The following is a 19427-nucleotide window of genomic DNA, read 5'->3' on the forward strand; positions in this document are numbered from 1 at the left end:
GTGGACATTTGTGCGAGAATTGGCCGGATTTTCAACCTGTTAAGTTTATGACGATGAGCAACCGTAACGTTCTGCTGGCAATTGCTGTGGTGAGCTTTGGCTTGATCGGGGCTGCGATGTATTTGCAGCATGTGCTGTACCTGATGCCTTGCCCGCTGTGCGTGATCCAGCGCTACCTGTTCATCGCGATCGGCTTGGCGGCGTTGGTGGGTGCCTTTACCAGCAAGCCTAAGCTGGCGGCCGGGGTCGGCTTGCTGGCGGCGCTGGGCGGCCTGGGCGTGGCGGGCAAGCAGCTGTATGTGCTGTCGCAGCCTAGCCTGTCGTGCGGCATCGACCCGATGGAAACCATGCTGAACAAAATCCCGACCGCGGAGTACCTGCCTTGGCTGTTCTACGCCGAAGGCCTGTGCCAGGATGCGACGGAGAAGTTCATGGGCCTGCAGATCCCGACCTGGGCCTTCATCTGGTTCGGTATCCTGGCAGTCGGCACGGCCTGGGCGCTGCTGCGCAAGCGCGCATGAGCATCGAGGTTGCGGCCGGCACCACGCTGGGCGCGCTGCAACGCGCGCCGCTGCTGGACCCGGTCGACCAGCGCATCCTGGTCTGCCACGCGCTGGGCATCAGCCGTACGGCGCTGATCACCCAGACCGAGCGCGCCCTCAGCGCCGAGGAGGCGGCCAGCGTCGCGGCCTTGCTGCAGCGCCGCGCCGATGGCGAGCCGGTGGCCTACATCGTCGGCCAGCGCGAGTTCTTCGGCCTGCCTTTTGAAACCACGCCTGCGGTCCTGATCCCGCGCCCGGACACCGAACTGCTGGTGGAACTGGCGCTGGAACGTTTGCCGCCCCGCGGCAAGGTGCTGGATATGGGCACCGGCAGCGGCGCCATTGCCGTGGCCATCGCCCACAACCGGCCCGATGCCGACGTGACCGCGCTCGATGTCAGCAACGATGCGCTGGCCGTGGCGGCGCGCAATGCGCAGCGTAACGGCGCCAGGGTGCGCTTCCTGCACAGCGACTGGTACGGCGCGGTGGCGGGCGAGCAGTTCGACCTGATCGTCTCCAACCCGCCCTATATCGCCGACGGCGACCGCCATTTGTCGGAGGGCGACCTGCGCTTCGAGCCAAGCGGCGCCCTGACCGACTTCGCCGACGGCCTGAGCGCCCTGCGCACCATCGTCGCCGGTGCGCCGGCGCACCTGGCGCCGGGCAGCTGGCTGCTGATGGAGCACGGCTACGACCAGGCGGCGGCGGTCCGCGGCCTGCTGGCCGGCGCGGGGTACACTGAGGTGCAAAGCTGGCAGGACCTGGCCGGGATCGAACGCGTCAGCGGCGGCCGCACACGGTAAAATGCGGCTTCCAGCCCCTTTTTTGGGGGGCTCGTACGCGCTTTTCGGTTTTCGGTTAATCTCGCACCCATCTTGATTTGCTGCAGCGGAAAGGAAGAGCAAATTGTCCAATCTATTGACACGCCGCCTGGCCCTTTTGGCCGACGATAAGCACCGTGCGGTGCTGGGCGGCGGCCTGCGCGGCATCGAACGGGAAACCCTGCGCGTGCAGCCCGATGGCCACCTGGCGCATACGCCGCATCCGCTGCCGCTGGGCTCCGCCCTGACCCACCCGCATATCACCACCGATTATGCCGAGACCCTGCTGGAGTTCATCACCCCGGCCGAACACGACATCGCTACGACGCTGGAGCGCCTCGAGGCGATCCACCGCTATAGCTATGCAAAGCTGGGCAATGAGCTGATCTGGAGCCAGTCCATGCCGTGCGAGCTGCCGGGCGAGGATGAAATCGAAATCGCCTGGTACGGCAAGTCCAACCTGGGCATGCTGAAACACGTCTACCGGCGCGGCCTGGCCCTGCGCTATGGCAAGGCGATGCAGTGCATCGCCGGCATCCACTACAACTACTCGCTGGACGAGCGCCTGTGGCGCATCCTGGCTGAAAACGAGGGCGCGACCCACATCGCACCCAAGGCCTACCAGTCGGAAGCCTACCTGGCCACCATCCGCAACTTCCGCCGCTATAGCTGGCTGCTGATGTATTTGTTCGGCGCCTCGCCGGCGCTGGCCGAAGGCTTCCTGCGCGGCCGCCCGCACAAGCTGGAAAAGCTGTCCGGCGATACGCTCTACCTGCCGTACGCCACCAGCCTGCGCATGAGCGACCTGGGTTACCAGAACGAGGCGCAATCCGGCCTGCACCCGCATGAGAACAGCCTGGATTCCTATGTAGCCACGCTGACCAAGGCGGTCAACCAGCCGTATGAACCGTACGCCAAAATCGGCACCAAGGTAAACGGCGAGTGGGTGCAGCTGTCCACCAACGTAATCCAGATCGAGAACGAGTACTACTCGACCATCCGCCCGAAACGCGTGATCAACACCGGCGAGCGCCCGATCCAGGCGCTGTGCAACCGCGGCGTGCAGTACATCGAAGTGCGCTGCATGGACGTCGACCCGTTCGAACCGGTCGGCATCAATGTGCAAACCGGCCGCTTCCTCGACGTGTTCCTGCTCTTTAGCGCGCTGGAAGAAAGCCCGCTGATCACGCCGGAGCACGGCGAACTGCTGGCGCGCAATTTCGCGCGCACCGTGAAGGAAGGCCGCCGCCCGGGCCTGACCCTGACCCGCGCAGGCGAAGAGGTCACGCTGAAGGAATGGGGCCTGGAACTGCTGGAGCGCTTCAAGCCGGTGGCGGAACTGCTGGACCGCGAACACGGCGGCCGCGAACACATGGCGGCGCTGGAAGCGCAGGCGGCCAAGCTGCATGATCCCGACATCACCCCGTCGGCACGCGTGCTGCAGGCGCTGCGCGAGAACGGCAAGTCCTTCACCGCCTTCGGCCTGCACCAGAGCGAGAAGCATGCGGCTTACTTCCGCAGCCATCCCGCCAGCGCGGAAGACGTGGCGCGCTTCGACGAAATGGCGCGCGTCTCGCTCGCCGAGCAGGAGGAGCTGGAACGCACGCAGACCGGCAGCTTCGACGATTACGTGGCGGCCTACCGCGCCAGCAACCTGTGCCCGAACCAGTGCACCTGACCCTTGCTCACCTTCTTTAACGAACAGCATACGAAGGAATTCGGCCTGCAGCATCGCGTCAGCGCGGTGCAGGCCGAGCTGGAACGGCGCGGCCTTGGCCAGATCGTTACCCCGCAAAGCGTGCCGTTGACGGCACTCGAACGCACCCACAGCCCGCGCTACCTTGCCTTCCTGCGCAATGCATGGAGCGAAGCGCCGGCCGCGGCGCGGGCGGGATCGGTCGTCACGCCGAACCAGCTGGCCGTGCGCACCATGCGCAACGATATCGAGCCGGACGACTTTTTCGCCCGGCTTGGCCTGTATTCGATGGATACCTTCACCGGCATCAGCGCCAGCACCTGGAGTGCGGCCAAAGGCGGCGCCGACTGCGCGGTGAATGCGGCGCATGCCTTGCGCGTCGGCGAGCGCGCCAGCTTCGTGCTGACGCAGCCGCAGGGACACCACGCCGGCGCGGATTTCTGCGGCGGCTACTGCTACCTGAACAACGCGGCGCTGGCGGCCCAGCACCTGCTGGACGACGGCTTGGGCAAAGTCGCCATCCTCGACCTCGACTACCAGCACGGCAACGGCGCGCAGGGCATCTTCTACGAGCGCGCCGACGTGCTGTGCCTGTCGATCCACGCCGACCCGCGCCAGACCTTCCCCTACTATTGCGGCCATGCCGACGAAACCGGCGCCGCCGCCGGGCAAGGTTATAACGTCAACCTGCCGCTGGCGCCCGGCGCCGATGCGCAAGCCTGGTTCGCCGCGCTGGAGACGGCCTGCCTGCGCCTGTCCATCTATCGGCCGGATGCGCTGGTGGTGGCGCTGGGTGGGAATATCTTCCAGGGCGAACAGCACGGCGGCTTTGGGCTGGCGCCGGCCGACTTCCTGCGCTTGGGCGAGCGCCTGGCCTGGCTGGGCGTGCCCACCACCTTCCAGCTGGAGGGCGGCACCCCGCTGCGCCAGCTGGGCACCAATATCGTCAACGTGCTGGAAGGCTTCGACTGCGCTGCCGCTTAACCGGGCAGCGCCAGCCGCGCTTCCAGGCCGCCGCCGTCGCGCTGGTGCAAGGTCAGGGAACCGCCCATGGCGGTCGCCAGCTGGCGCGCGATGGCCAGCCCCAGCCCGGTGCCGCCGGTCTCGCGGCTGCGTGAAGATTCCAGGCGCACGAACGGCTCAAACACCGCCTGCAGCGATTCCTGCGGAATACCCGGGCCGCGATCGAGGACGCTGATTTCAATACCGTCCCCGCTACCCGCCGCCGCGACGCGCACCTCCGCGCTGCCGCCGAACTTGAGCGCATTGTCGATCAGGTTGCCCAGCACGCGGCGCAGCGCCTGCGGCCGCGATTCCATGGCGCGGCCCACGGCGCCGTGCAGCGTGACCTGCTGGCCGGCATCGGTATAGTCATGCACCATGCTGTCCAAGAGCGCATCGGGATCGATGCGGGTCGGCGCCTCGCTGGTGCCGTGCAGGGTACGCGCATATGCCACGCCTTCTTTCACCAGCTGCTCCATGGCCTGCAGGTCCTGCCGCAAGCGCGCCTGCTGCGGCTCATCATCCATCATATCGACGCGCAAGCGCATGCGTGTGATCGGCGTCTGCAAATCATGCGAGATCGACGCCAGGATCTGGATGCGTTCCGCCATATAGCCCGCAATGCGCTGCTGCATGGCGTTGAAGGCGCGCGCCGCGCGCGCCACCTCGGACGGCCCGCTTTCCGGCAGGTGGGCGCCCTGCATATCCGGCCCCAGTGCATCGGCCGCCTGCGCCAGCTGTTCCAAAGGCCGCGTCGCCAGGCGCACCGCCAGCCAGCAGCACAGCGCAAACACCGCCAGCTGCGCCGCCATCAACGCGCCGAACCAGGGCGACATCGGCACGCTGCGCATGGGGCGGAAGTCGATCGTCAGCGGCATGCCGTCGCTCAGGGTCAGGTGCACCTGGTAGCGCTCCATTGCGCCCGGAATGGCATGCACGGTCAGCTTGTACTGCTTGCCGATGCCCTCCTCAAATGAACGCACCGCGTTGGCCTGCAGCTGGTCCAGGTGCGGCAGCGATTCATCGCATGCCTCCAGCCGGAACTCGTAGCTGCGGCGCGCCAGGCGCGGCAACCACTCGGCGCGCTGCGCCGCCGGCAAGGCATCGAGCAGCGCCACCGAGGTGGCGACCTCGCGCTCGATATAGCCCATCATCATATTGGTGGTGGCCTCGTTGCGCTCGCGCATGGTGAGCCAGAACGACAGGCCCTGCGCCACCGCCACGCCCAGGCACAGCAGCAAGGCAAGGCGCGCGAACAGGCTGCGCGGCCAGCGCAGGCGCATCATGGCTCGCCTGCCGCCAGCGTGACGGCGGCGGAGAATACGTAGCCCTCGCTGCGCAATGTCTTGATATAGCGCGGCTCGCGCGCCGTATCGCGCAGGCGCTGGCGCACGCGGCTCACCAGCAGGTCGATCGAACGGTCGAACTGGTCGGCATTGCGGCCCTGGGTCAGGTTCAGCAGCTGGTCGCGCGTCAGCACGCGCTGCGGATGGTCGAGGAAGACGCGCAGCAAACGGTACTCGGCGCCGCTCAGGGCCACCTGCGTGCCGTCCGCATCGAGCAGGTGGCGCGCCACCGTATCCAGGCGCCAGTCGCCGAAGGCCAGCATCGGCACGCTCTCGTTCACCTGCATGTTCGGCGGCAGCATGCGTGTGCGGCGCAGCACGGCATTGATGCGCGCCAGCAGCTCGCGCACGGCGAAAGGCTTGGGCAGGTAATCGTCCGCGCCCATCTCGAGGCCGATGATGCGGTCGGTTTCCTCGTTGCGCGCGGTGAGCATCAGCACCGGGATCGCCTTGTGCTTGCCGGCGCGCAGGTCGCGGCACAAGGTCAGGCCGTCCTCGCCGGGCAGCATCAGGTCCAGCACGATCAGGTCGGGCGTATCGTCTTCAACGATGCTGCGCATCTGGCGCCCGTTGGCCGCCAGAGAAGCGCGCAAGCCGTTCTTTTGCAGGTAGGCGCCGATCAACTCGCGGATATCGCGGTCATCGTCGACGATCAGGATGTGGTCAGGATTTTCCATGAGCCCATGATACCCAATGCCGGGCAGGGATTTGTATCCCAGTGTGTACAGGCCGCGCAGCGACACAAAACATTGCACACCGGCCCCTGGCGCGACATATGCCAGATACCTGCCGGCGGTCCAATAGCGTCATGCCAAAACACGGAGCCCGCCATGATTAACCCGCTTGACACACCGCTCGCCTTCCTCGCAGGCCTGCTGACCATCGCCTCGCCGTGCGTGCTGCCGGTGCTGCCCATCCTGCTCGGTACCGGCGTCAACCAGGGCGACCGGCGCCGCCCGTTGCTCATCATCGCCGGCTTTGTGCTGAGCTTCGCCAGTTTCGCCATGCTGCTGGGCGTCGTTTCCGCCGCCGTCGAAGTGGCGCAGGAAGTGCTGCGCAACACCGCCCTCGCCCTGCTCGCGCTATCCGGCCTGCTGCGCGCCTGGCCCGCGCCCTACGCCTGGCTGGTTGCACGCCTGCCGGGACGCAGCGCCAGCACCCCGCGCCGCGACGACGGCAGCCACGGCGCCGCCTTCCTGCTCGGCGTCTCGCTGGGCGCGGTGTGGACGCCCTGCGCCGGCCCGGTGCTGGCCTCCATCCTCGTGCTGGTGGTGAAGGCACAGGACCCGGCCTGGTCCGCCCTGCTGCTCACCCTGTACGCCCTGGGCGCCGCCGTGCCCATGCTTGGGATTATGTACGGCGGCCAGTACGCCACCCAGCGCGTGCGCTCCGTGGCGCGCCACGCCCAGCGCCTGCAACAAGCCTTCGGCGTGCTGGTGGTACTGACCGCCGCCGCCATTTACCTGCAATACGACACCCTGGCCTATGCCTGGGCCGCACAACACCTCCCCACCCTGAAAGGACTGTAACCATGAAGAATTACCTGAAACTCCTCACCGCCGCCGCGCTGCTGGCCGGCGCAGGAGCCGCCTCGGCCGCCCCTGCCACCGCACCCGAGTTCAGCGGCATCAAGCAATGGCTGAACAGCGAACCGCTGACCATGAAACAGCTGCGCGGCAAGGTCGTGCTGATCGACTTCTGGACCTACGACTGCATCAACTGCATCAACACCCTGCCCCATGTCGTGAAATGGCACGACAAGTACAAGGACAAAGGGTTGGTCGTGGTCGGCGTGCACACCCCGGAATACGCCTTCGAACGCAAGACCGACAACGTGCGCGCCGCCTTGAAGCGCTTCGACATACGCTATCCAGTCGCCCAGGACAACGGCTATGAAACCTGGAACGCCTATGGCAACCGCTACTGGCCGGCTTTCTATTTGGTCAACAAAAAGGGCCGGGTGGTGTACACCCACTTTGGCGAAGGCCAGTACGAGCAAACCGAGGCCAAGATCCAGCAACTGCTGGCGCAAGGCGAGTGAGTGCATGATGCGCGAAAAATTTTTCAAAAATCGCTTGCAATTAAATCGCACACTATCTATAGTGTGCACATGGGCAGCACAAATCGCCCGGAAAACTGGAAATACATAGCACACTAGTTAATCGCTCACTATAAAGGAAACTTATCATGGCAAAGATCTCCAACGTCCTGTACCGCGCAAATGCAACCTCCACCGGCGGCCGCGAAGGCAAATCCGTCTCCAGCGACGGCGCCCTGGACGTCAAGCTGACCACCCCGAAAGAGCTGGGCGGCAATGGCGCCTTCGGCACCAACCCAGAGCAGCTGTTCGCAGCCGGCTACTCGGCCTGCTTCATCGGCGCGATGAAATTCGTTGGCGGCCGCGACAAGATTGCCGTCCCGGCGGACGTATCGATCAATGCCACCGTTGGCATCGGCCAGATCGAAGGCGGCTTCGGCATCGAAGTCGAACTGAAGATCTCCCTGCCAGGCCTGGACCGCGCCACTGCGGAAAAACTGGTGAACGCCGCCCACCTGGTCTGCCCGTACTCGAACGCGACCCGCGGCAACATCGACGTCACCCTGACTATCGTATAAACAAGCAAGGGCACGGCGGCCAAAGCGGCCGTGCCCACCTTCAAGGAGCAAGATCATGAAAGCCATTGCAACCGTTATCGCCGCCCTGGCGCTCAGCACCACCGCTTATGCCGCCCCCAACAGCGGCGAAGGCTACCAAGCCGACAGCAGTTTCGTCTCCACCAAGACCCGCGCCGAAGTGAAGGCAGAGACCGTTGCCGCCCTGCGCCGCGGCGAGATCCTGCACGGCGAAGAATACCCGCGCAGCGTCACCCTCCCCGGCAGCGCCAAGACCCGCGCCGAAGTGAAAGCCGAACTCGCCGCCGCCCTGCGCCAAGGCGAAATCCGCCACGAACAGTAAAAATTCGGGGTCAAAATTCGGGGTCAGGTCTGACAATCGGACACGCAGACTAGTTGTTTGATCTTTCTCAATACGCAAAATCGGTAGAATTTGCGTATTGAGGAAGATCAAAGAGTTGGTCTGCGTGTCCGATTGTCAGACCTGACCCCGAATTTTGAGGTGAATATGATTGAGTGGCAGTGGCTGGACTTTGCGAGCATTCCGAACGCGGACCTGTATGAGGTGCTGCGCCAGCGGCAGGAGGTCTTCGTGATCGAACAGCAGTGCTTTTACTCGGATATGGATGGCTTCGACCAGGGTGCTTTCCATTTGCTGGGCTGGTCTGAGCTTGGGGGCAGGCGCTCCTTGGTGGCCTATCTGCGCTGTATCGCGCCTGGTATCAAGTACCCGGAGATGTCGCTGGGCCGTGTGCTGACTTCGCAGGCTGCGCGCGGTAGCGGAGCCGGGCGGCAGTTGATCGCAGAGGGAATCCGCCGTGCGGAAGCGCTGCATCCGGGTCACCGCATCCGCATCGGCGCCCAGGCCCACCTGGAGAAGTTTTATGGCAGCTTCGGCTTCCAGGCAGTAGGGGAGCCGTATGATGAGGATGGCATCCCGCACTTGGAGATGCTGCGGTAAACGAAAAAAGCGGCCTATACACTGTATAGGCCGCTTTTCTTTTCACGAAGTCCGTTTAGGGGTTAACCGTGAGCACTTCGATATCGAAGATCAACGCGGAGTTGGCTGGAATGCTGCCCTGCGCATTGGCACCGTAAGCCAGGTTGGCCGGGATGATCAGCGTGCGCTTGCCGCCGGCTCGCACGCCAATCAGGCCCTGGCTCCAGCCGGCAATTACACCCTCGCTCAGTTTCTTCACTTCGAGCGCGTTGCCGCTCGCGAGCGACGTTTCGAACCTGAGGCCGCGCTTGTCGGTCACGCTGTCGTTGTACAGGTAGCCGGTGTAATGCACGGTCAGGCGGTCCGTGGCGGCAGCCTCGCGGGTGCCGGTACCAACCCGGGTGTCGATCTTGGTGAAGGCTGGTTGCACGGTCGAGACCGGTGGGGTGGTCACCAGGCTGGTCAGTTCAATGTCGTACACCACGGCGGTGTGGGCCGGAACCAGGATGGTGCCGGGCACGTCTTCGCGGCCGCGGAAGCTGTAGGCCATGCCGCTTGGGATCAGCAGGGTGCGCTTGCCGCCGACTTTCATGCCGAGGATGCCTTGCTCCCAGCCGGGGATGCGGCTGTTGACGCCCAGCAGGAAGGTGAATGGCGCGCCGGTGCCGGTGGTTTCAAATTGGGCGCCTTTCTTGTCGGCTTTGGTTTCGTCGTACAGGTAGCCGGTGTAACGGATGCCGACCAGGTGGTTGGCGGCGGCTTCGGTGCCAGTGCCGACCGTGGTGTCGGTCTTGGTGAAAAGCGGCTGCGGTGGGAGGTTGGTCGGGACCGTGGCGATGGAGAGCATGGTCATTTCATATACGACGGCGGTGTCGGCCGGAACCAGGGTCTTGCCATCCTTGACCAGGCCTGCCGCGCCAAACGCCATGCTGGCAGGAATCAGCAGCTTGCGCTTGCCGCCGACCTTCATGCCGAGCAGGCCTTTGTCCCAGCCGACCAGGCGGGTGGTGCCAAAGCCAAGCGACATGGCGGCTGGAATACCGTTCGTTGATTCAAACTGCGCGCCTTTGTTGCCGTCTTTGTTGGCGTCGTACAGCCAGCCTTCGTACGTCACCGTGACCAGGTCGCCGGCAGCGGCGACGCGGGTGCCGCTGCCGCCATCGATATCTTCCCATTTGAAGGCTGGCTGCGGTGGCGTTGGGGTGGTGGTGGTGTCATTGGCGCCACCGCCGCAGGCAGCCAGGATTGCTGCACAGGCCAGCGCGGCCATTACTTTGTACATCGAAATCTTCATCTCGGTCTTGCCTATTTGTCAGGTGAGTCGGGGTAACGGTTCGGAAGTTTATCAGACCGTCACCCCTCCTCCCCAGCTGACATACTCGGTTACATTTAAATTTCCACCTGGGTGCCCAGTTCGATCACGCGGTTGGGCGGAATCTGGTAGTAGTCGGCCGCGGCGCGGGCGTTGCGCGACATGGCGACGAACAGGTGCTCGCGCCATGGCGCCATGCCGGCGCCGGGCGAGGAGATCACGGTCTGGCGGGCGATGAAGAAGGAGGTTTCCATCATCTCGAACTTCAGGCCCTTGGCCTCGCACAGCGCCATGATGGCGGGCATGTCGGGCTCGTCCTTGAAGCCGTAGTGCACGTTGATCTGGTAGCACTCGTGGCCCAGGGCGGTGACGCGCACCTGCTCTTCGGGCGCGACATACGGTTCTTCCACGATGTGCACGGTGAAGAAGACCACGCGTTCGTGCAGCACCTTGTTGTGCGACAGGTTGTGCAGCAGGGCGTGCGGTACGCCGTCGCTTTCGCCGCGCAGGAAGACGGCGGTGCCGGGCACGCGGGTGGGCGGCGCCATGAACAGGGAGTTCAGGAAATCTTCCAGTGGGATGGCGTGCTTTTCCAGGTTCTTGAACACCAGCTCGCGCCCGGTGCGCCAGGTGAGCATGGTGGTGAACAGGGCGGTGCCGAGCAGCAGCGGGAACCAGCCGCCGTGGAACAGCTTCAGCGCGGAGGACGAGAACAGCATGATGTCCATCAGGATGAAGAAGCCGGTGGCGCCGAAGCACACTACCAGCGGCAGGTGCCAGCGGTAGCGGATCACGAAGAAGGTGAGGATGGTGGTGGCGAACATGGTCGCGGTGACGGCGATGCCGTAGGCGCCGGCCAGGTCGTCCGAGTTCTGGAAGCCGACCACGGCGATCAGCACCACGATCAGCTGCAGCCAGTTGACCACCGGGATGTAAATCTGGCCCATCTCGCTTTCCGAGGTGTGCTGCACGCGCATGCGCGGCAGCATGCCAAGCGCGATGGCTTGCTTGGTCATCGAGAAGGTGCCGGAGATGGTGGCCTGCGAGGCGATCACGGCGGCGGCGGTGGACAGCACGACCAGCGGGTACACGCTCCAGGCGCCAAGCTGGTTGTAGAAGGGGTTGCTGATCGCTTCCGGATTGCGGATCAGCAGCGCGCCCTGGCCCAGGTAATTCAACACGAGGGCCGGGAAGGCGACCCAGAACCAGGCCAGGCGGATCGGGCCTTTGCCGAAGTGGCCCATGTCGGCGTACAGCGCTTCGGCGCCGGTAATCGCCAGCACCACGGCGCCCAGGGCGACGAAGGCGATGAAGCCGTTCTCGCGCATGAACACGGCGGCATGGTAGGGGTTGAGCGCTTCCAGGATGGCTGGGGTTTCAACGATATTGATCACGCCCATGATGGCCAGCGCGGCAAACCAGAGCGTCATGATGGGGCCGAAGAAGCGGCCGATGCCGGCGGTACCGTGGCGCTGCACCGAGTACAGCGTGACCAGCACGACGATGGTCAGCGGCACCACCCATTTTTCCAGCGCGGGGGCGGCCACTTCCAGGCCTTCGATCGCACCCAGCACGGAAATGGCCGGGGTGATCACGGAGTCGCCGTAGAACATGGTGGCGCCGAAGGTGCCGATCAGGAGCAGGGGGAAGTGCCATTTCGGCGCGGCCTTGTGCACGGAGTTCAGGGCCAGCGCCATCAGGGCCATGATGCCGCCTTCGCCGCGGTTGTCGGCGCGCAGCACCAGGCTGACGTACTTGAGCGAGACGATCAGCGCCAGGCTCCAGAAAATCAGGGAAATGATGCCCAGCAGGTTGGCCTGGTTGAGCGCCAGGCCATGGGAAGGATCGAAGACGGTTTTGAGGGTATAGAGCGGGCTGGTGCCGATATCGCCATAGACAATGCCAATGGCTGCCAGCGTCAGTGCCGCTACGCTGCTTTTCTTATGTTGTGACAAGATTTCACCCAAATGTGTTTTGGTGCATCGCACAATAGGCCAAGCTTAGGCCAATTGCAAGTTTTTCGGCGGCCGGTGCAAAAACCGCGAATGTGCTATTTTCCTCCTTTACGGAAAGAAAATCATGCAAATCAGTAAAGCCAGTAGCGCCGACGCGCCACAGCTCTTCGCGGTCTGGGAAGCCGCCGTACGTGCCACCCACGATTTCCTCAATGAAACCGACATCCAGCGCCTGGTGCCCCTGGTGCGTGAGCTGATGAGCAGCTACGCGCCAATTTACTGCCTGCGCGATGAGTCGGGCGCACCTTTTGCGTTCCTCGGGGCGGCCAACGGCGAGATCGACATGCTGTTCGTGGCGCCCGGGCGCCGCGGCGGCGGCGCCGGCCGCGCACTGGCCGAGTTTGCCCGCTCCACGCTGGGCGCGCGTAAAGTCAGCGTGAACGAGCAAAATGCCCAGGCAGTGGGCTTTTATGCGCACCTGGGCTTTCGCACCGTCGGCCGTTCGCCGCTGGACGGCCAGGGCCAGCCCTTCCCGCTCCTGCATATGGAGCTGGCATGAAGACCGGCATGCTGTACGCCGCCGGGGCGTTCCTGTCCTGGGGCCTGTTCCCCCTCTATTTCCATGCTATCAAGGATGTGCCGGCGTCCGAGATCCTGGCCCACCGCATGGCCTGGTCGCTGGTGTTCCTGATGCTGGTCCTGCTGGTGCGGCGCCAGTGGAAGTGGCTGCCGCAAGTGATGCGCCAGCCGAAAGTGGTGGCCAGCTTTGTCGCCAGCGCTTTCCTGCTGAGTGCCAACTGGTTTGTGTATATCTGGGCGGTCAACAACGGCCATGTGGTCGATGCCAGCCTGGGCTACTTCATCAATCCCCTGGTCAATGTGCTGCTGGGCATGCTGGTGCTGAAAGAGAAGCTGCGCCGCGGCCAGTGGCTGGCCATCGCCGTGGCCGCGACGGGCGTGGCCTGGCTGACCTGGCAGGCGGGCCAGGTGCCGTATATTGCGCTGGTGCTGGCACTGAGCTTCGGTGCGTATGGCTTGCTGCGTAAAACAGCCGCGCTGGCGGCGCTGGAAGGCCTGTCGTTCGAGACCCTGATCCTGTTCCCGCTGGCGGTGGCTTACCTGGGCTGGCTGGTGTTCCATGGCCAGAGCGTGTTCGTGAATGCCGAGTCGGATACCACGCGCTGGCTGCTGGCGGCGGCCGGCCCGACCACGGCGATTCCTTTGCTGCTGTTTGCGGCGGGCGCGCGCCGTATCCCGATGTCGGTGCTGGGCATGCTGCAGTACATGTCGCCTTCGCTGCAGATGCTGCTCGGCGTGTGGGTGTTCCACGAAGCGTTTTCTTCCAATCGCCTGGTGGGCTTCCTGTTCATCTGGGGCGCGCTGGCAATTTACATGCTGGAGGGCTGGCTGAGCAGCCGGAAAATGTCGAATGCTTAACGTCGGCAATTTTTACAACTTGCTAAATGAAACACGTTAACTTCCCTGTCACAAACTAAATTTCCTCTTAGAATCAAGCACTTGATCTCCCCGGCACGTGAATTGCTTTTGTTGTCGCAATTGACATTAAATTGACCAGGAGGAAATCAATGGCGTTCAAAAAGGTACTCGCGGGCGTGGCGGTCTTGATCGGCGCTGCCTCGGCGCAAGCGGCGCCCATTAGTTTGTCGACCACCCTGGCGCTGGGCGACCATCTGCACCTGGGCCAGAACAAATCCTTGCAGTTGAACGTCAACAGCCTGCTGGCGGGCCTGGGGCTGGGCAGCAGCAGCATCACGTCGGGCACCTTGACTGTGCTGGGCGATTCGCAGGGCGTGTTCGGTTTTGCCGGCTTCGACGCGTCGGGCTACGTACAAACCGACAGCAACCAGCGCGCGACGCGCGTCTGCCTGCCCTTCCTCGGCTGCCGCAACCGCACCGTGACCGATACCTACAACACGGCCGACATGACCATGCATTACATGGACATGGTGGCCGATACCATGCGGGTGCGCGTGGGTAATAGTGTCGGCTCCGACAGCGCCGACTGGCATGAGCAATACGGTGACTATGGCGCAGCGAAGCAGGATTTTGTGCTGGGCACCAATGCGACCGGGCTGCATTATTACAGTCACCGCAACCGCGATCACCAGGGCGGTTACAGCGGCGCGCTCAGCGTGAACCTGGCGCTGGACGCGGTGGCTTTGGGCGACCTGGGCAGCGATGGCGTGCTGGGCCTGAACATTTGGTCGGCGCTGGGCCATTTTGATATCAACAGCGTGCGCCTGGATTTCACGGTGGAAAAGTCGGGCGGCGGCTCGACGGATATACCCTTGCCAGGCAGCCTGTTGCTGACAGGCCTGGGCCTGGCCGCGCTGGCGCGCAGCCGGCGCGTGTCGGAAAACTTTACACCATTATCAAAGTAAAAACATAATTTTCTCTTAGGAATTTTAAATTTCTCCCGTGAAAACAAGAACTTAAGCAAGATTGATTGCCGTTTGGCATGATCCTTGCTTCTTTCCTGGCTCCATCACGGGAGAAAAATAATGGTAAGCAACAAATTCCTGGCAGGTATCGCCGCTTTGGTAATCTCGGTCTGCGCGCAAGCCGCACCGGTGTCCCTGACCAGCAATGTTTCGGCAAGCGGCCAGCTGTCCCAGAGCCAGGGCAAATGGTTCGATTTCAACGTCAACAGCCTGCTCGGTGGTAAAAGCCTGGACAGCAATTCCATCCTCTCCGGTGTACTGACCGTTTCGGCCTACTCGAAAGCGGCGCTGGTGTACGACGGGTTCACCTTCGACGGCCGTGAAACGACGACGGTCACCCGCCCCAAGCCGGGCAATTGCAACAACGTGAACTGCTCGGTGGTCGATGTCACCAAGACCGACTACTACACGTATAAGTACAAGGACGATGTCGCCGACACGATGTGGATCCTGGCGGGCAACACCTGGGCCTACGATATGGCCGACCTGCAAACCTCGACCTCCGCTTACGAGCGCGATGCCAACCCATGGTACAAGAGCGGCAACGACCGCCAGGGCTGGACCAAGTACTACGATAGCGAGCGCACCTCGCAGACTTCGTACAGCGGTAACCTGAGCGTTTCCATGGCGCTGGACGCCAAGGCGCTGGCCGACCTGACCAAGGATGGCATCCTCAGCTTCTACGTCTACGATGCCTGGGGCAAGTTCGACCTGAACGGCTTCAAGCTGGACCTGCTGGCACAGCAGCTCTCGACCCCGGCCGACGGCAAGGCGCCTGCTTCGGTACCGGTGCCGACCAGCCTGCTGCTGACCGGCCTGGGCCTGGCGGCCCTGGCCACCATGCGCCGCCGCAAGGCTTAAACGCCGCCCGCGCATGCGCAAGAAACCCGGCCCGGCGCCGGGTTTTTTTATCGCCTGGCGCAATGCGCTAAACTACCGCGACGACGGCTTTTATCGTATGCTGTCGCCCTTCCAAACGAATCGACAAGAACGCATACCGTGGCCAATTACGTCTATACCATGAACCGCGTGGGCAAGATCGTCCCACCGAAACGCCAGATCCTTAAAGACATCTCGCTGTCCTTCTTCCCGGGCGCAAAGATTGGCGTGCTGGGCCTGAACGGCTCCGGCAAATCCACCCTGCTGAAAATCATGGCGGGCATCGATACCGATATCCAGGGCGAAGCGCGCCCCATGCCGGGCCTGAACATCGGCTACCTGCCGCAGGAGCCGCAGCTGGATCCTGAAAAAACCGTGCGTGAAGAGGTGGAGTCCGGCCTGGGCGAAGCTTTCTCCGCCCAATCGCAACTGGAAGCCGTATACGCGGCCTACGCCGAGCCGGACGCGGACTTCGACGCGCTGGCGAAAGAGCAGGAGCGCCTGGAAGCCATCATCGCGGCGGCCGACGGCGGCAACCTGAACCTGCAGCTGGAAATGGCGGCCGATGCGCTGCGCCTGCCGCCGTGGGAACAGAAGATCGGCGTGCTGTCCGGCGGTGAAAAGCGCCGCGTGGCGCTGTGCAAGCTGCTGCTGTCCAAGCCTGACATGCTGCTGCTGGACGAGCCGACCAACCACCTGGATGCGGAATCGGTCGAGTGGCTGGAGCAGTTCCTGGTGCGCTTCCCGGGCACTGTGGTCGGCATTACCCACGACCGCTACTTCCTGGACAACGCGGCGGAATGGATCCTGGAACTGGACCGCGGCCATGGCATCCCGTGGAAGGGCAACTACTCTTCCTGGCTGGAGCAGAAGGAAGCCCGCCTGAAGCAGGAAGAAGCGACCGAATCGGCGCGCCAGAAGGCGCTGGCGAAGGAACTGGAGTGGGCACGCCAGAATCCGAAGGCACGCCAGGCCAAGTCTAAGGCCCGTATGGCGCGCTTCAATGAGCTGAGCGAATACGAATACCAGAAGCGCAACGAGACCCAGGAGATCTTCATCCCTGTCGCCGAGCGCCTGGGTAACGATGTGATCGAGTTCAAGAACGTGACGAAATCGTTCGGCGACCGCCTGCTGATCGACAACCTGTCCTTCATCATCCCGCCGGGCGCGATCGTCGGCATCATCGGTCCGAACGGCGCCGGTAAGTCGACCCTGTTCAAGATGATCGCTGGCCTGGAGCAGCCGGACAGCGGCGAAGTGGTGATCGGCAAGACCGCCAAGATTTCGCTGGTGGACCAGAGCCGCGACAAGCTGGATAACGAGAAGACCGTGTTCGAGGCCGTGTCCGGCGGCGCCGACATCCTCAGCGTGGGCCGCTTCGAAATGCCGTCGCGCGCTTATGTGGGCCGCTTCAACTTCAAGGGCTCGGACCAGCAGAAGATCGTGGGCAACCTGTCCGGTGGTGAACGTGGCCGCCTGCACCTGGCCAAGACCCTGCTGATGGGCGGCAACGTGCTGCTGCTGGACGAACCGTCCAACGACCTGGACGTGGAAACCCTGCGTGCGCTGGAAGATGCGCTGCTGGAATTCGCCGGTTCGTGCATGGTGATTTCGCACGATCGCTGGTTCCTGGACCGTATCGCGACCCATATCCTGGCCTTCGAGGGCGATTCGCAGGTGACCTTCTTTGCCGGTAACTACCAGGAGTATGAGGCCGACAAGAAGAAGCGCCTGGGTGAGGAAGGCGCCAAGCCTAAGCGCATCCGTTATAAGCCGCTGCACGGCTAAACCCGGCAGATCGGGTCTGACCCAAGGGTCAGACCCCGGCATGCCGAAGCCGCTGGCTGCAAGATCATACAGGGTCAGGCCCTTGGGCCTGACCCTGGTTTACCGGGGTAAAAATATGCGCAAACAATTCCTGTGCGCCCTGCTGCTAGCCAGCGCCGGCGTGATTGCCCAAGAAGCTCCCCTCAACAAACTCAGCTGGCTGGCCGGCTGCTGGTCCCATACGGGCGCCGAAGCCGGCTCCATGGAAATGTGGACCCTCCCTGCCGGCGGCACCATGCTCGGCATTGCCCGTACGGTAAAGAACGGCAAGACCGTCGAGTGGGAACACACCATGATCCGCGAAACCGAACCGGGCAAATGGTCCTACGTGGCCAAACCCAGCCGGCAACCGGAGGCATCTTTCCCGATCAAGTCGATCAGCGACGAGGAAGTGGTGTTCGAGAACCCGCAGCATGACTTCCCGCAGCGGATCATTTACAAGCGCGATGGAACAGATGGGCTGAAGGCCCGGATTGAAGGCGTCTCGAAGGGCAAACAGAAAGCCTTCGATTACCCGATGACGCGGACGCAATGTCCGGCAGGCAGGTGAGGCGGGCACAAGGACTTTGGCAGCGCAAGGCTGCCGCAGTCGCACCCGGCCTCGATCGGCACTTTGCGGGGGGAAGCAGCTAAGCCGCCCTCCCCCTCGGTTTAGAAGCTGGCTTTCACGCCCAGGCTGACCGCGCCTTTGCGGCGGCCCTGTTCGTTGTCGTTCTTGCCGTAGTGTTCGTATTCCACCACGCCCGACACTTTCTCGGTGAACGCGTACTCTGCGCCAACTGCCGCGTACAGCGCGTTACGGCTGCTATCGCCACGGTATGCTACGGCCAGGCCGGTCGCGTTCACGTCATTCTTGTTGTGCGCAACGCCCAGCTTGCCGGTCAGCGCCAGTTGCTGGTTGATCGGGAAGCTGCCCTTGCCCGCCAGGTAGAAGGACTTGGCATCGCTTTCGATACGGCCATTGGCGCCGCCTACGGTGTAGCTGTAGTCGGACTTGCCGAAGTCGGTGTAGCCGGCTTCCACGCCCCAGGTCTTGTCCAGCTGCACGCCGCCGTAGATCTTGCCACCCCATTCGTTCGACTTGCGGTCGCCGTTGGTGGTGTCATTGGCTGCGTTGTACTTGTGCTGGCTGGAAACCACGCCGACGCCGACGTAAGGTTTCAGTTCTTGGGCCTGGACCGAAGCGGCACCCAGGGTCAGGGCGGAAGTGATGAGGGCGAATGCAATTTTCTTCATTTTCGTGATCTTTCAGCAAAGTTAAGGTTGGTCTTGCTTGGGATCGCGCTTCATCTCTGGAAGTGCGATGGAAAGCACGATAACACTGCCAAAACATCAAGGGGGAGACGAACTGGTAAGAATTGTATGAGTTTGTAAGTGACCTTGAATTGCCACTGTTCACCCCAAAATGGCCGAACTTGCCTTCAATTGCGACCCGTCAGATGAGGCGGAAGGTAAGGTTGATGCGCGGCCCGCAGGGCTTGCGCTCCTTGTTGATGCCGTGCCGCCAGCAATGCTGGAGCTTTCCCGCCATTAGCAGCAGGCTGCCATCCGTTAGGTCCAGTTTGACGGTTTTTGCCTGCTTTTTATGCTTGAGGATGAAGGTGCGGGTGGCGCCGAAGCTGACCGAGGCGATGGCGGGCTGCGGCCCCAGCTCAGGCTCGTCGTCGCTGTGGAATCCCATGCTGTCCTGCTCGTTGCGGTAGTAATTCAGCAGCACGCTGTTAAAGCGCCGCCCGCTGGCCAGTTCGATGGCGCGCTTGATTTCCAGCTGAAGCGGCGTGAACGGCAGGGGCTCGAAAGTGCGGCCGGAATAGGTGTAGCGCGCCTCGCCGTACCAGGCGCTCAGGCGCGGCTGGGCGACTTCGCGGCCGAACAGGAAGATGGTTTCCGCCTTCCAGGCCGTTTCCTCGAGCAGGCGCTGCATGACGGCGCCATTGTCCAGCGCCAGCGGCAGCTGCTGCATGAAATACAGCTCGCCGTCCTCGATCGGGATCGGCAGCAATTCAGGCTCGGCGGAAAAAAGGTCCATAAG

21 protein-coding genes are annotated in these 19427 nt (G+C 63.2%); 15 read left to right on the plus strand and 6 right to left on the minus strand.

The annotated features are described in order from the left end of the window. The first annotated feature begins 47 nt into the window (after window positions 1–47). The 4 genes from ACE3TQ_RS16860 to ACE3TQ_RS16875 all read left to right on the plus strand — a co-directional run bounded on the left by ACE3TQ_RS16860 (window position 48) and on the right by ACE3TQ_RS16875 (window position 4043). Entirely contained in the window at window positions 48–521 is a 474-nt protein-coding gene (locus ACE3TQ_RS16860) for a disulfide bond formation protein B (protein WP_374583445.1), read from the plus strand. After that, a complete protein-coding gene (gene prmC / locus ACE3TQ_RS16865) occupies window positions 518–1345 on the plus strand; it encodes a peptide chain release factor N(5)-glutamine methyltransferase (RefSeq protein ID WP_374583446.1) in 828 nt (275 codons plus the stop codon). Before ACE3TQ_RS16860 ends, prmC begins: the two co-directional genes overlap by 4 nt. A gap of 103 nt (window positions 1346–1448) precedes the next feature. Continuing rightward, on the plus strand, window positions 1449–3041 hold the full coding sequence (gene gshA, locus ACE3TQ_RS16870) for a glutamate--cysteine ligase (protein WP_374583447.1): 1593 nt from the start codon (window positions 1449–1451) through the stop codon (window positions 3039–3041). Between the two features lie 3 nt (window positions 3042–3044). Continuing rightward, window positions 3045–4043 carry a histone deacetylase family protein gene (locus tag ACE3TQ_RS16875; protein ID WP_374583448.1) on the plus strand — a complete coding sequence of 333 codons (999 nt, stop codon included), beginning with the start codon at window positions 3045–3047 and terminating at the stop codon, window positions 4041–4043. Here the strand turns inward: ACE3TQ_RS16875 and ACE3TQ_RS16880 are convergent. Both ACE3TQ_RS16880 and ACE3TQ_RS16885 read right to left on the minus strand, forming a co-directional pair. Beyond that, the gene (locus ACE3TQ_RS16880; protein WP_374583449.1) at window positions 4040–5347 is read right to left on the minus strand and encodes an ATP-binding protein; all 1308 of its coding nucleotides are present in this window, start codon (window positions 5345–5347) and stop codon (window positions 4040–4042) included. The two genes, ACE3TQ_RS16875 and ACE3TQ_RS16880, sit on opposite strands and share 4 nt — an antisense overlap. Beyond that, window positions 5344–6084: a response regulator gene (locus tag ACE3TQ_RS16885; protein ID WP_374583450.1), complete on the minus strand. Its 741-nt coding sequence runs from the start codon at window positions 6082–6084 to the stop codon at window positions 5344–5346. Before ACE3TQ_RS16885 ends, ACE3TQ_RS16880 begins: the two co-directional genes overlap by 4 nt. A gap of 153 nt (window positions 6085–6237) precedes the next feature. Between ACE3TQ_RS16885 and ACE3TQ_RS16890 the strand changes: the two genes are divergently transcribed. The 5 genes from ACE3TQ_RS16890 (at window position 6238) to ACE3TQ_RS16910 (ending at window position 8981) form a co-directional block, all read left to right on the plus strand. Beyond that, the gene (locus tag ACE3TQ_RS16890) at window positions 6238–6936 is read left to right on the plus strand and encodes a cytochrome c biogenesis CcdA family protein (RefSeq protein WP_374583451.1); all 699 of its coding nucleotides are present in this window, start codon (window positions 6238–6240) and stop codon (window positions 6934–6936) included. A 2-nt stretch (window positions 6937–6938) separates the two neighbouring features. Further along, window positions 6939–7448: a thioredoxin family protein gene (locus ACE3TQ_RS16895; protein WP_374583452.1), complete on the plus strand. Its 510-nt coding sequence runs from the start codon at window positions 6939–6941 to the stop codon at window positions 7446–7448. Between the two features lie 146 nt (window positions 7449–7594). Continuing rightward, complete coding sequence (locus ACE3TQ_RS16900; RefSeq protein ID WP_374583453.1) at window positions 7595–8023, plus strand: organic hydroperoxide resistance protein; 429 nt, start codon at window positions 7595–7597, stop codon at window positions 8021–8023. 55 nt (window positions 8024–8078) lie between these two features. Beyond that, window positions 8079–8363, plus strand: coding sequence for a DUF4148 domain-containing protein (locus ACE3TQ_RS16905; RefSeq protein WP_374583454.1), 285 nt, complete (start codon window positions 8079–8081; stop codon window positions 8361–8363). Between the two features lie 165 nt (window positions 8364–8528). Next, entirely contained in the window at window positions 8529–8981 is a 453-nt protein-coding gene (locus tag ACE3TQ_RS16910) for a GNAT family N-acetyltransferase (RefSeq protein ID WP_374583455.1), read from the plus strand. Window positions 8982–9036: 55 nt separating this feature from the next. On the opposite strand, the gene ACE3TQ_RS16915 is transcribed toward ACE3TQ_RS16910, so the two are convergent. Continuing rightward, window positions 9037–10254, minus strand: a complete 1218-nt coding sequence (locus ACE3TQ_RS16915) for an FKBP-type peptidyl-prolyl cis-trans isomerase (protein ID WP_374583456.1) — start codon at window positions 10252–10254, stop codon at window positions 9037–9039. Window positions 10255–10349: 95 nt separating this feature from the next. Further along, window positions 10350–12230 carry a potassium transporter Kup gene (locus ACE3TQ_RS16920; protein WP_374583480.1) on the minus strand — a complete coding sequence of 627 codons (1881 nt, stop codon included), beginning with the start codon at window positions 12228–12230 and terminating at the stop codon, window positions 10350–10352. Between the two features lie 121 nt (window positions 12231–12351). On the opposite strand from ACE3TQ_RS16920, the gene ACE3TQ_RS16925 reads away from it, so the two are divergent. The 6 genes from ACE3TQ_RS16925 to ACE3TQ_RS16950 all read left to right on the plus strand — a co-directional run bounded on the left by ACE3TQ_RS16925 (window position 12352) and on the right by ACE3TQ_RS16950 (window position 17945). Beyond that, the gene (locus ACE3TQ_RS16925) at window positions 12352–12786 is read left to right on the plus strand and encodes a GNAT family N-acetyltransferase (protein WP_374583457.1); all 435 of its coding nucleotides are present in this window, start codon (window positions 12352–12354) and stop codon (window positions 12784–12786) included. Beyond that, window positions 12783–13664, plus strand: a complete 882-nt coding sequence (gene rarD, locus ACE3TQ_RS16930; RefSeq protein WP_374583458.1) for an EamA family transporter RarD — start codon at window positions 12783–12785, stop codon at window positions 13662–13664. The genes ACE3TQ_RS16925 and rarD overlap by 4 nt, the downstream gene beginning before the upstream one ends. A gap of 149 nt (window positions 13665–13813) precedes the next feature. After that, complete coding sequence (locus tag ACE3TQ_RS16935) at window positions 13814–14629, plus strand: hypothetical protein (RefSeq protein WP_374583459.1); 816 nt, start codon at window positions 13814–13816, stop codon at window positions 14627–14629. A 120-nt stretch (window positions 14630–14749) separates the two neighbouring features. Then, window positions 14750–15550 carry a PEP-CTERM sorting domain-containing protein gene (locus tag ACE3TQ_RS16940; RefSeq protein ID WP_374583460.1) on the plus strand — a complete coding sequence of 267 codons (801 nt, stop codon included), beginning with the start codon at window positions 14750–14752 and terminating at the stop codon, window positions 15548–15550. A 138-nt stretch (window positions 15551–15688) separates the two neighbouring features. Further along, window positions 15689–17356 carry an energy-dependent translational throttle protein EttA gene (gene ettA, locus ACE3TQ_RS16945; RefSeq protein WP_374583461.1) on the plus strand — a complete coding sequence of 556 codons (1668 nt, stop codon included), beginning with the start codon at window positions 15689–15691 and terminating at the stop codon, window positions 17354–17356. Between the two features lie 82 nt (window positions 17357–17438). Then, window positions 17439–17945 carry a DUF6265 family protein gene (locus tag ACE3TQ_RS16950; protein ID WP_374583462.1) on the plus strand — a complete coding sequence of 169 codons (507 nt, stop codon included), beginning with the start codon at window positions 17439–17441 and terminating at the stop codon, window positions 17943–17945. A gap of 101 nt (window positions 17946–18046) precedes the next feature. Here the strand turns inward: ACE3TQ_RS16950 and ACE3TQ_RS16955 are convergent, their stop codons facing one another. Both ACE3TQ_RS16955 and ACE3TQ_RS16960 read right to left on the minus strand, forming a co-directional pair. Beyond that, window positions 18047–18631, minus strand: coding sequence for a porin family protein (locus ACE3TQ_RS16955; RefSeq protein WP_374583463.1), 585 nt, complete (start codon window positions 18629–18631; stop codon window positions 18047–18049). Between the two features lie 199 nt (window positions 18632–18830). After that, window positions 18831–19424: an alpha-ketoglutarate-dependent dioxygenase AlkB gene (locus ACE3TQ_RS16960; protein ID WP_374583464.1), complete on the minus strand. Its 594-nt coding sequence runs from the start codon at window positions 19422–19424 to the stop codon at window positions 18831–18833. Window positions 19425–19427 lie beyond the last annotated feature (3 nt).

The sequence above is a fragment of the Pseudoduganella sp. genome (assembly GCF_041914865.1).
Lineage (GTDB): Bacteria > Pseudomonadota > Gammaproteobacteria > Burkholderiales > Burkholderiaceae_D > Rugamonas.

Coding starts and splice junctions, on each gene's coding strand:
- ACE3TQ_RS16910 (WP_374583455.1), top strand. CDS start 8,529: ATGATTGAGTGGCAGTGGCTGGACTTTGCGAGCATTCCGAACGCGGAC.
- ACE3TQ_RS16895 (WP_374583452.1), top strand. CDS start 6,939: ATGAAGAATTACCTGAAACTCCTCACCGCCGCCGCGCTGCTGGCCGGC.
- ACE3TQ_RS16900 (WP_374583453.1), top strand. CDS start 7,595: ATGGCAAAGATCTCCAACGTCCTGTACCGCGCAAATGCAACCTCCACC.
- ACE3TQ_RS16960 (WP_374583464.1), bottom strand. CDS start 19,424: ATGGACCTTTTTTCCGCCGAGCCTGAATTGCTGCCGATCCCGATCGAG.
- ACE3TQ_RS16880 (WP_374583449.1), bottom strand. CDS start 5,347: ATGATGCGCCTGCGCTGGCCGCGCAGCCTGTTCGCGCGCCTTGCCTTG.
- rarD (WP_374583458.1), top strand. CDS start 12,783: ATGAAGACCGGCATGCTGTACGCCGCCGGGGCGTTCCTGTCCTGGGGC.
- ACE3TQ_RS16935 (WP_374583459.1), top strand. CDS start 13,814: ATGGCGTTCAAAAAGGTACTCGCGGGCGTGGCGGTCTTGATCGGCGCT.
- ACE3TQ_RS16955 (WP_374583463.1), bottom strand. CDS start 18,631: ATGAAGAAAATTGCATTCGCCCTCATCACTTCCGCCCTGACCCTGGGT.
- ACE3TQ_RS16925 (WP_374583457.1), top strand. CDS start 12,352: ATGCAAATCAGTAAAGCCAGTAGCGCCGACGCGCCACAGCTCTTCGCG.
- ACE3TQ_RS16940 (WP_374583460.1), top strand. CDS start 14,750: ATGGTAAGCAACAAATTCCTGGCAGGTATCGCCGCTTTGGTAATCTCG.
- prmC (WP_374583446.1), top strand. CDS start 518: ATGAGCATCGAGGTTGCGGCCGGCACCACGCTGGGCGCGCTGCAACGC.
- ACE3TQ_RS16890 (WP_374583451.1), top strand. CDS start 6,238: ATGATTAACCCGCTTGACACACCGCTCGCCTTCCTCGCAGGCCTGCTG.
- ACE3TQ_RS16915 (WP_374583456.1), bottom strand. CDS start 10,254: ATGAAGATTTCGATGTACAAAGTAATGGCCGCGCTGGCCTGTGCAGCA.
- ACE3TQ_RS16905 (WP_374583454.1), top strand. CDS start 8,079: ATGAAAGCCATTGCAACCGTTATCGCCGCCCTGGCGCTCAGCACCACC.
- ACE3TQ_RS16885 (WP_374583450.1), bottom strand. CDS start 6,084: ATGGAAAATCCTGACCACATCCTGATCGTCGACGATGACCGCGATATC.
- ACE3TQ_RS16860 (WP_374583445.1), top strand. CDS start 48: ATGACGATGAGCAACCGTAACGTTCTGCTGGCAATTGCTGTGGTGAGC.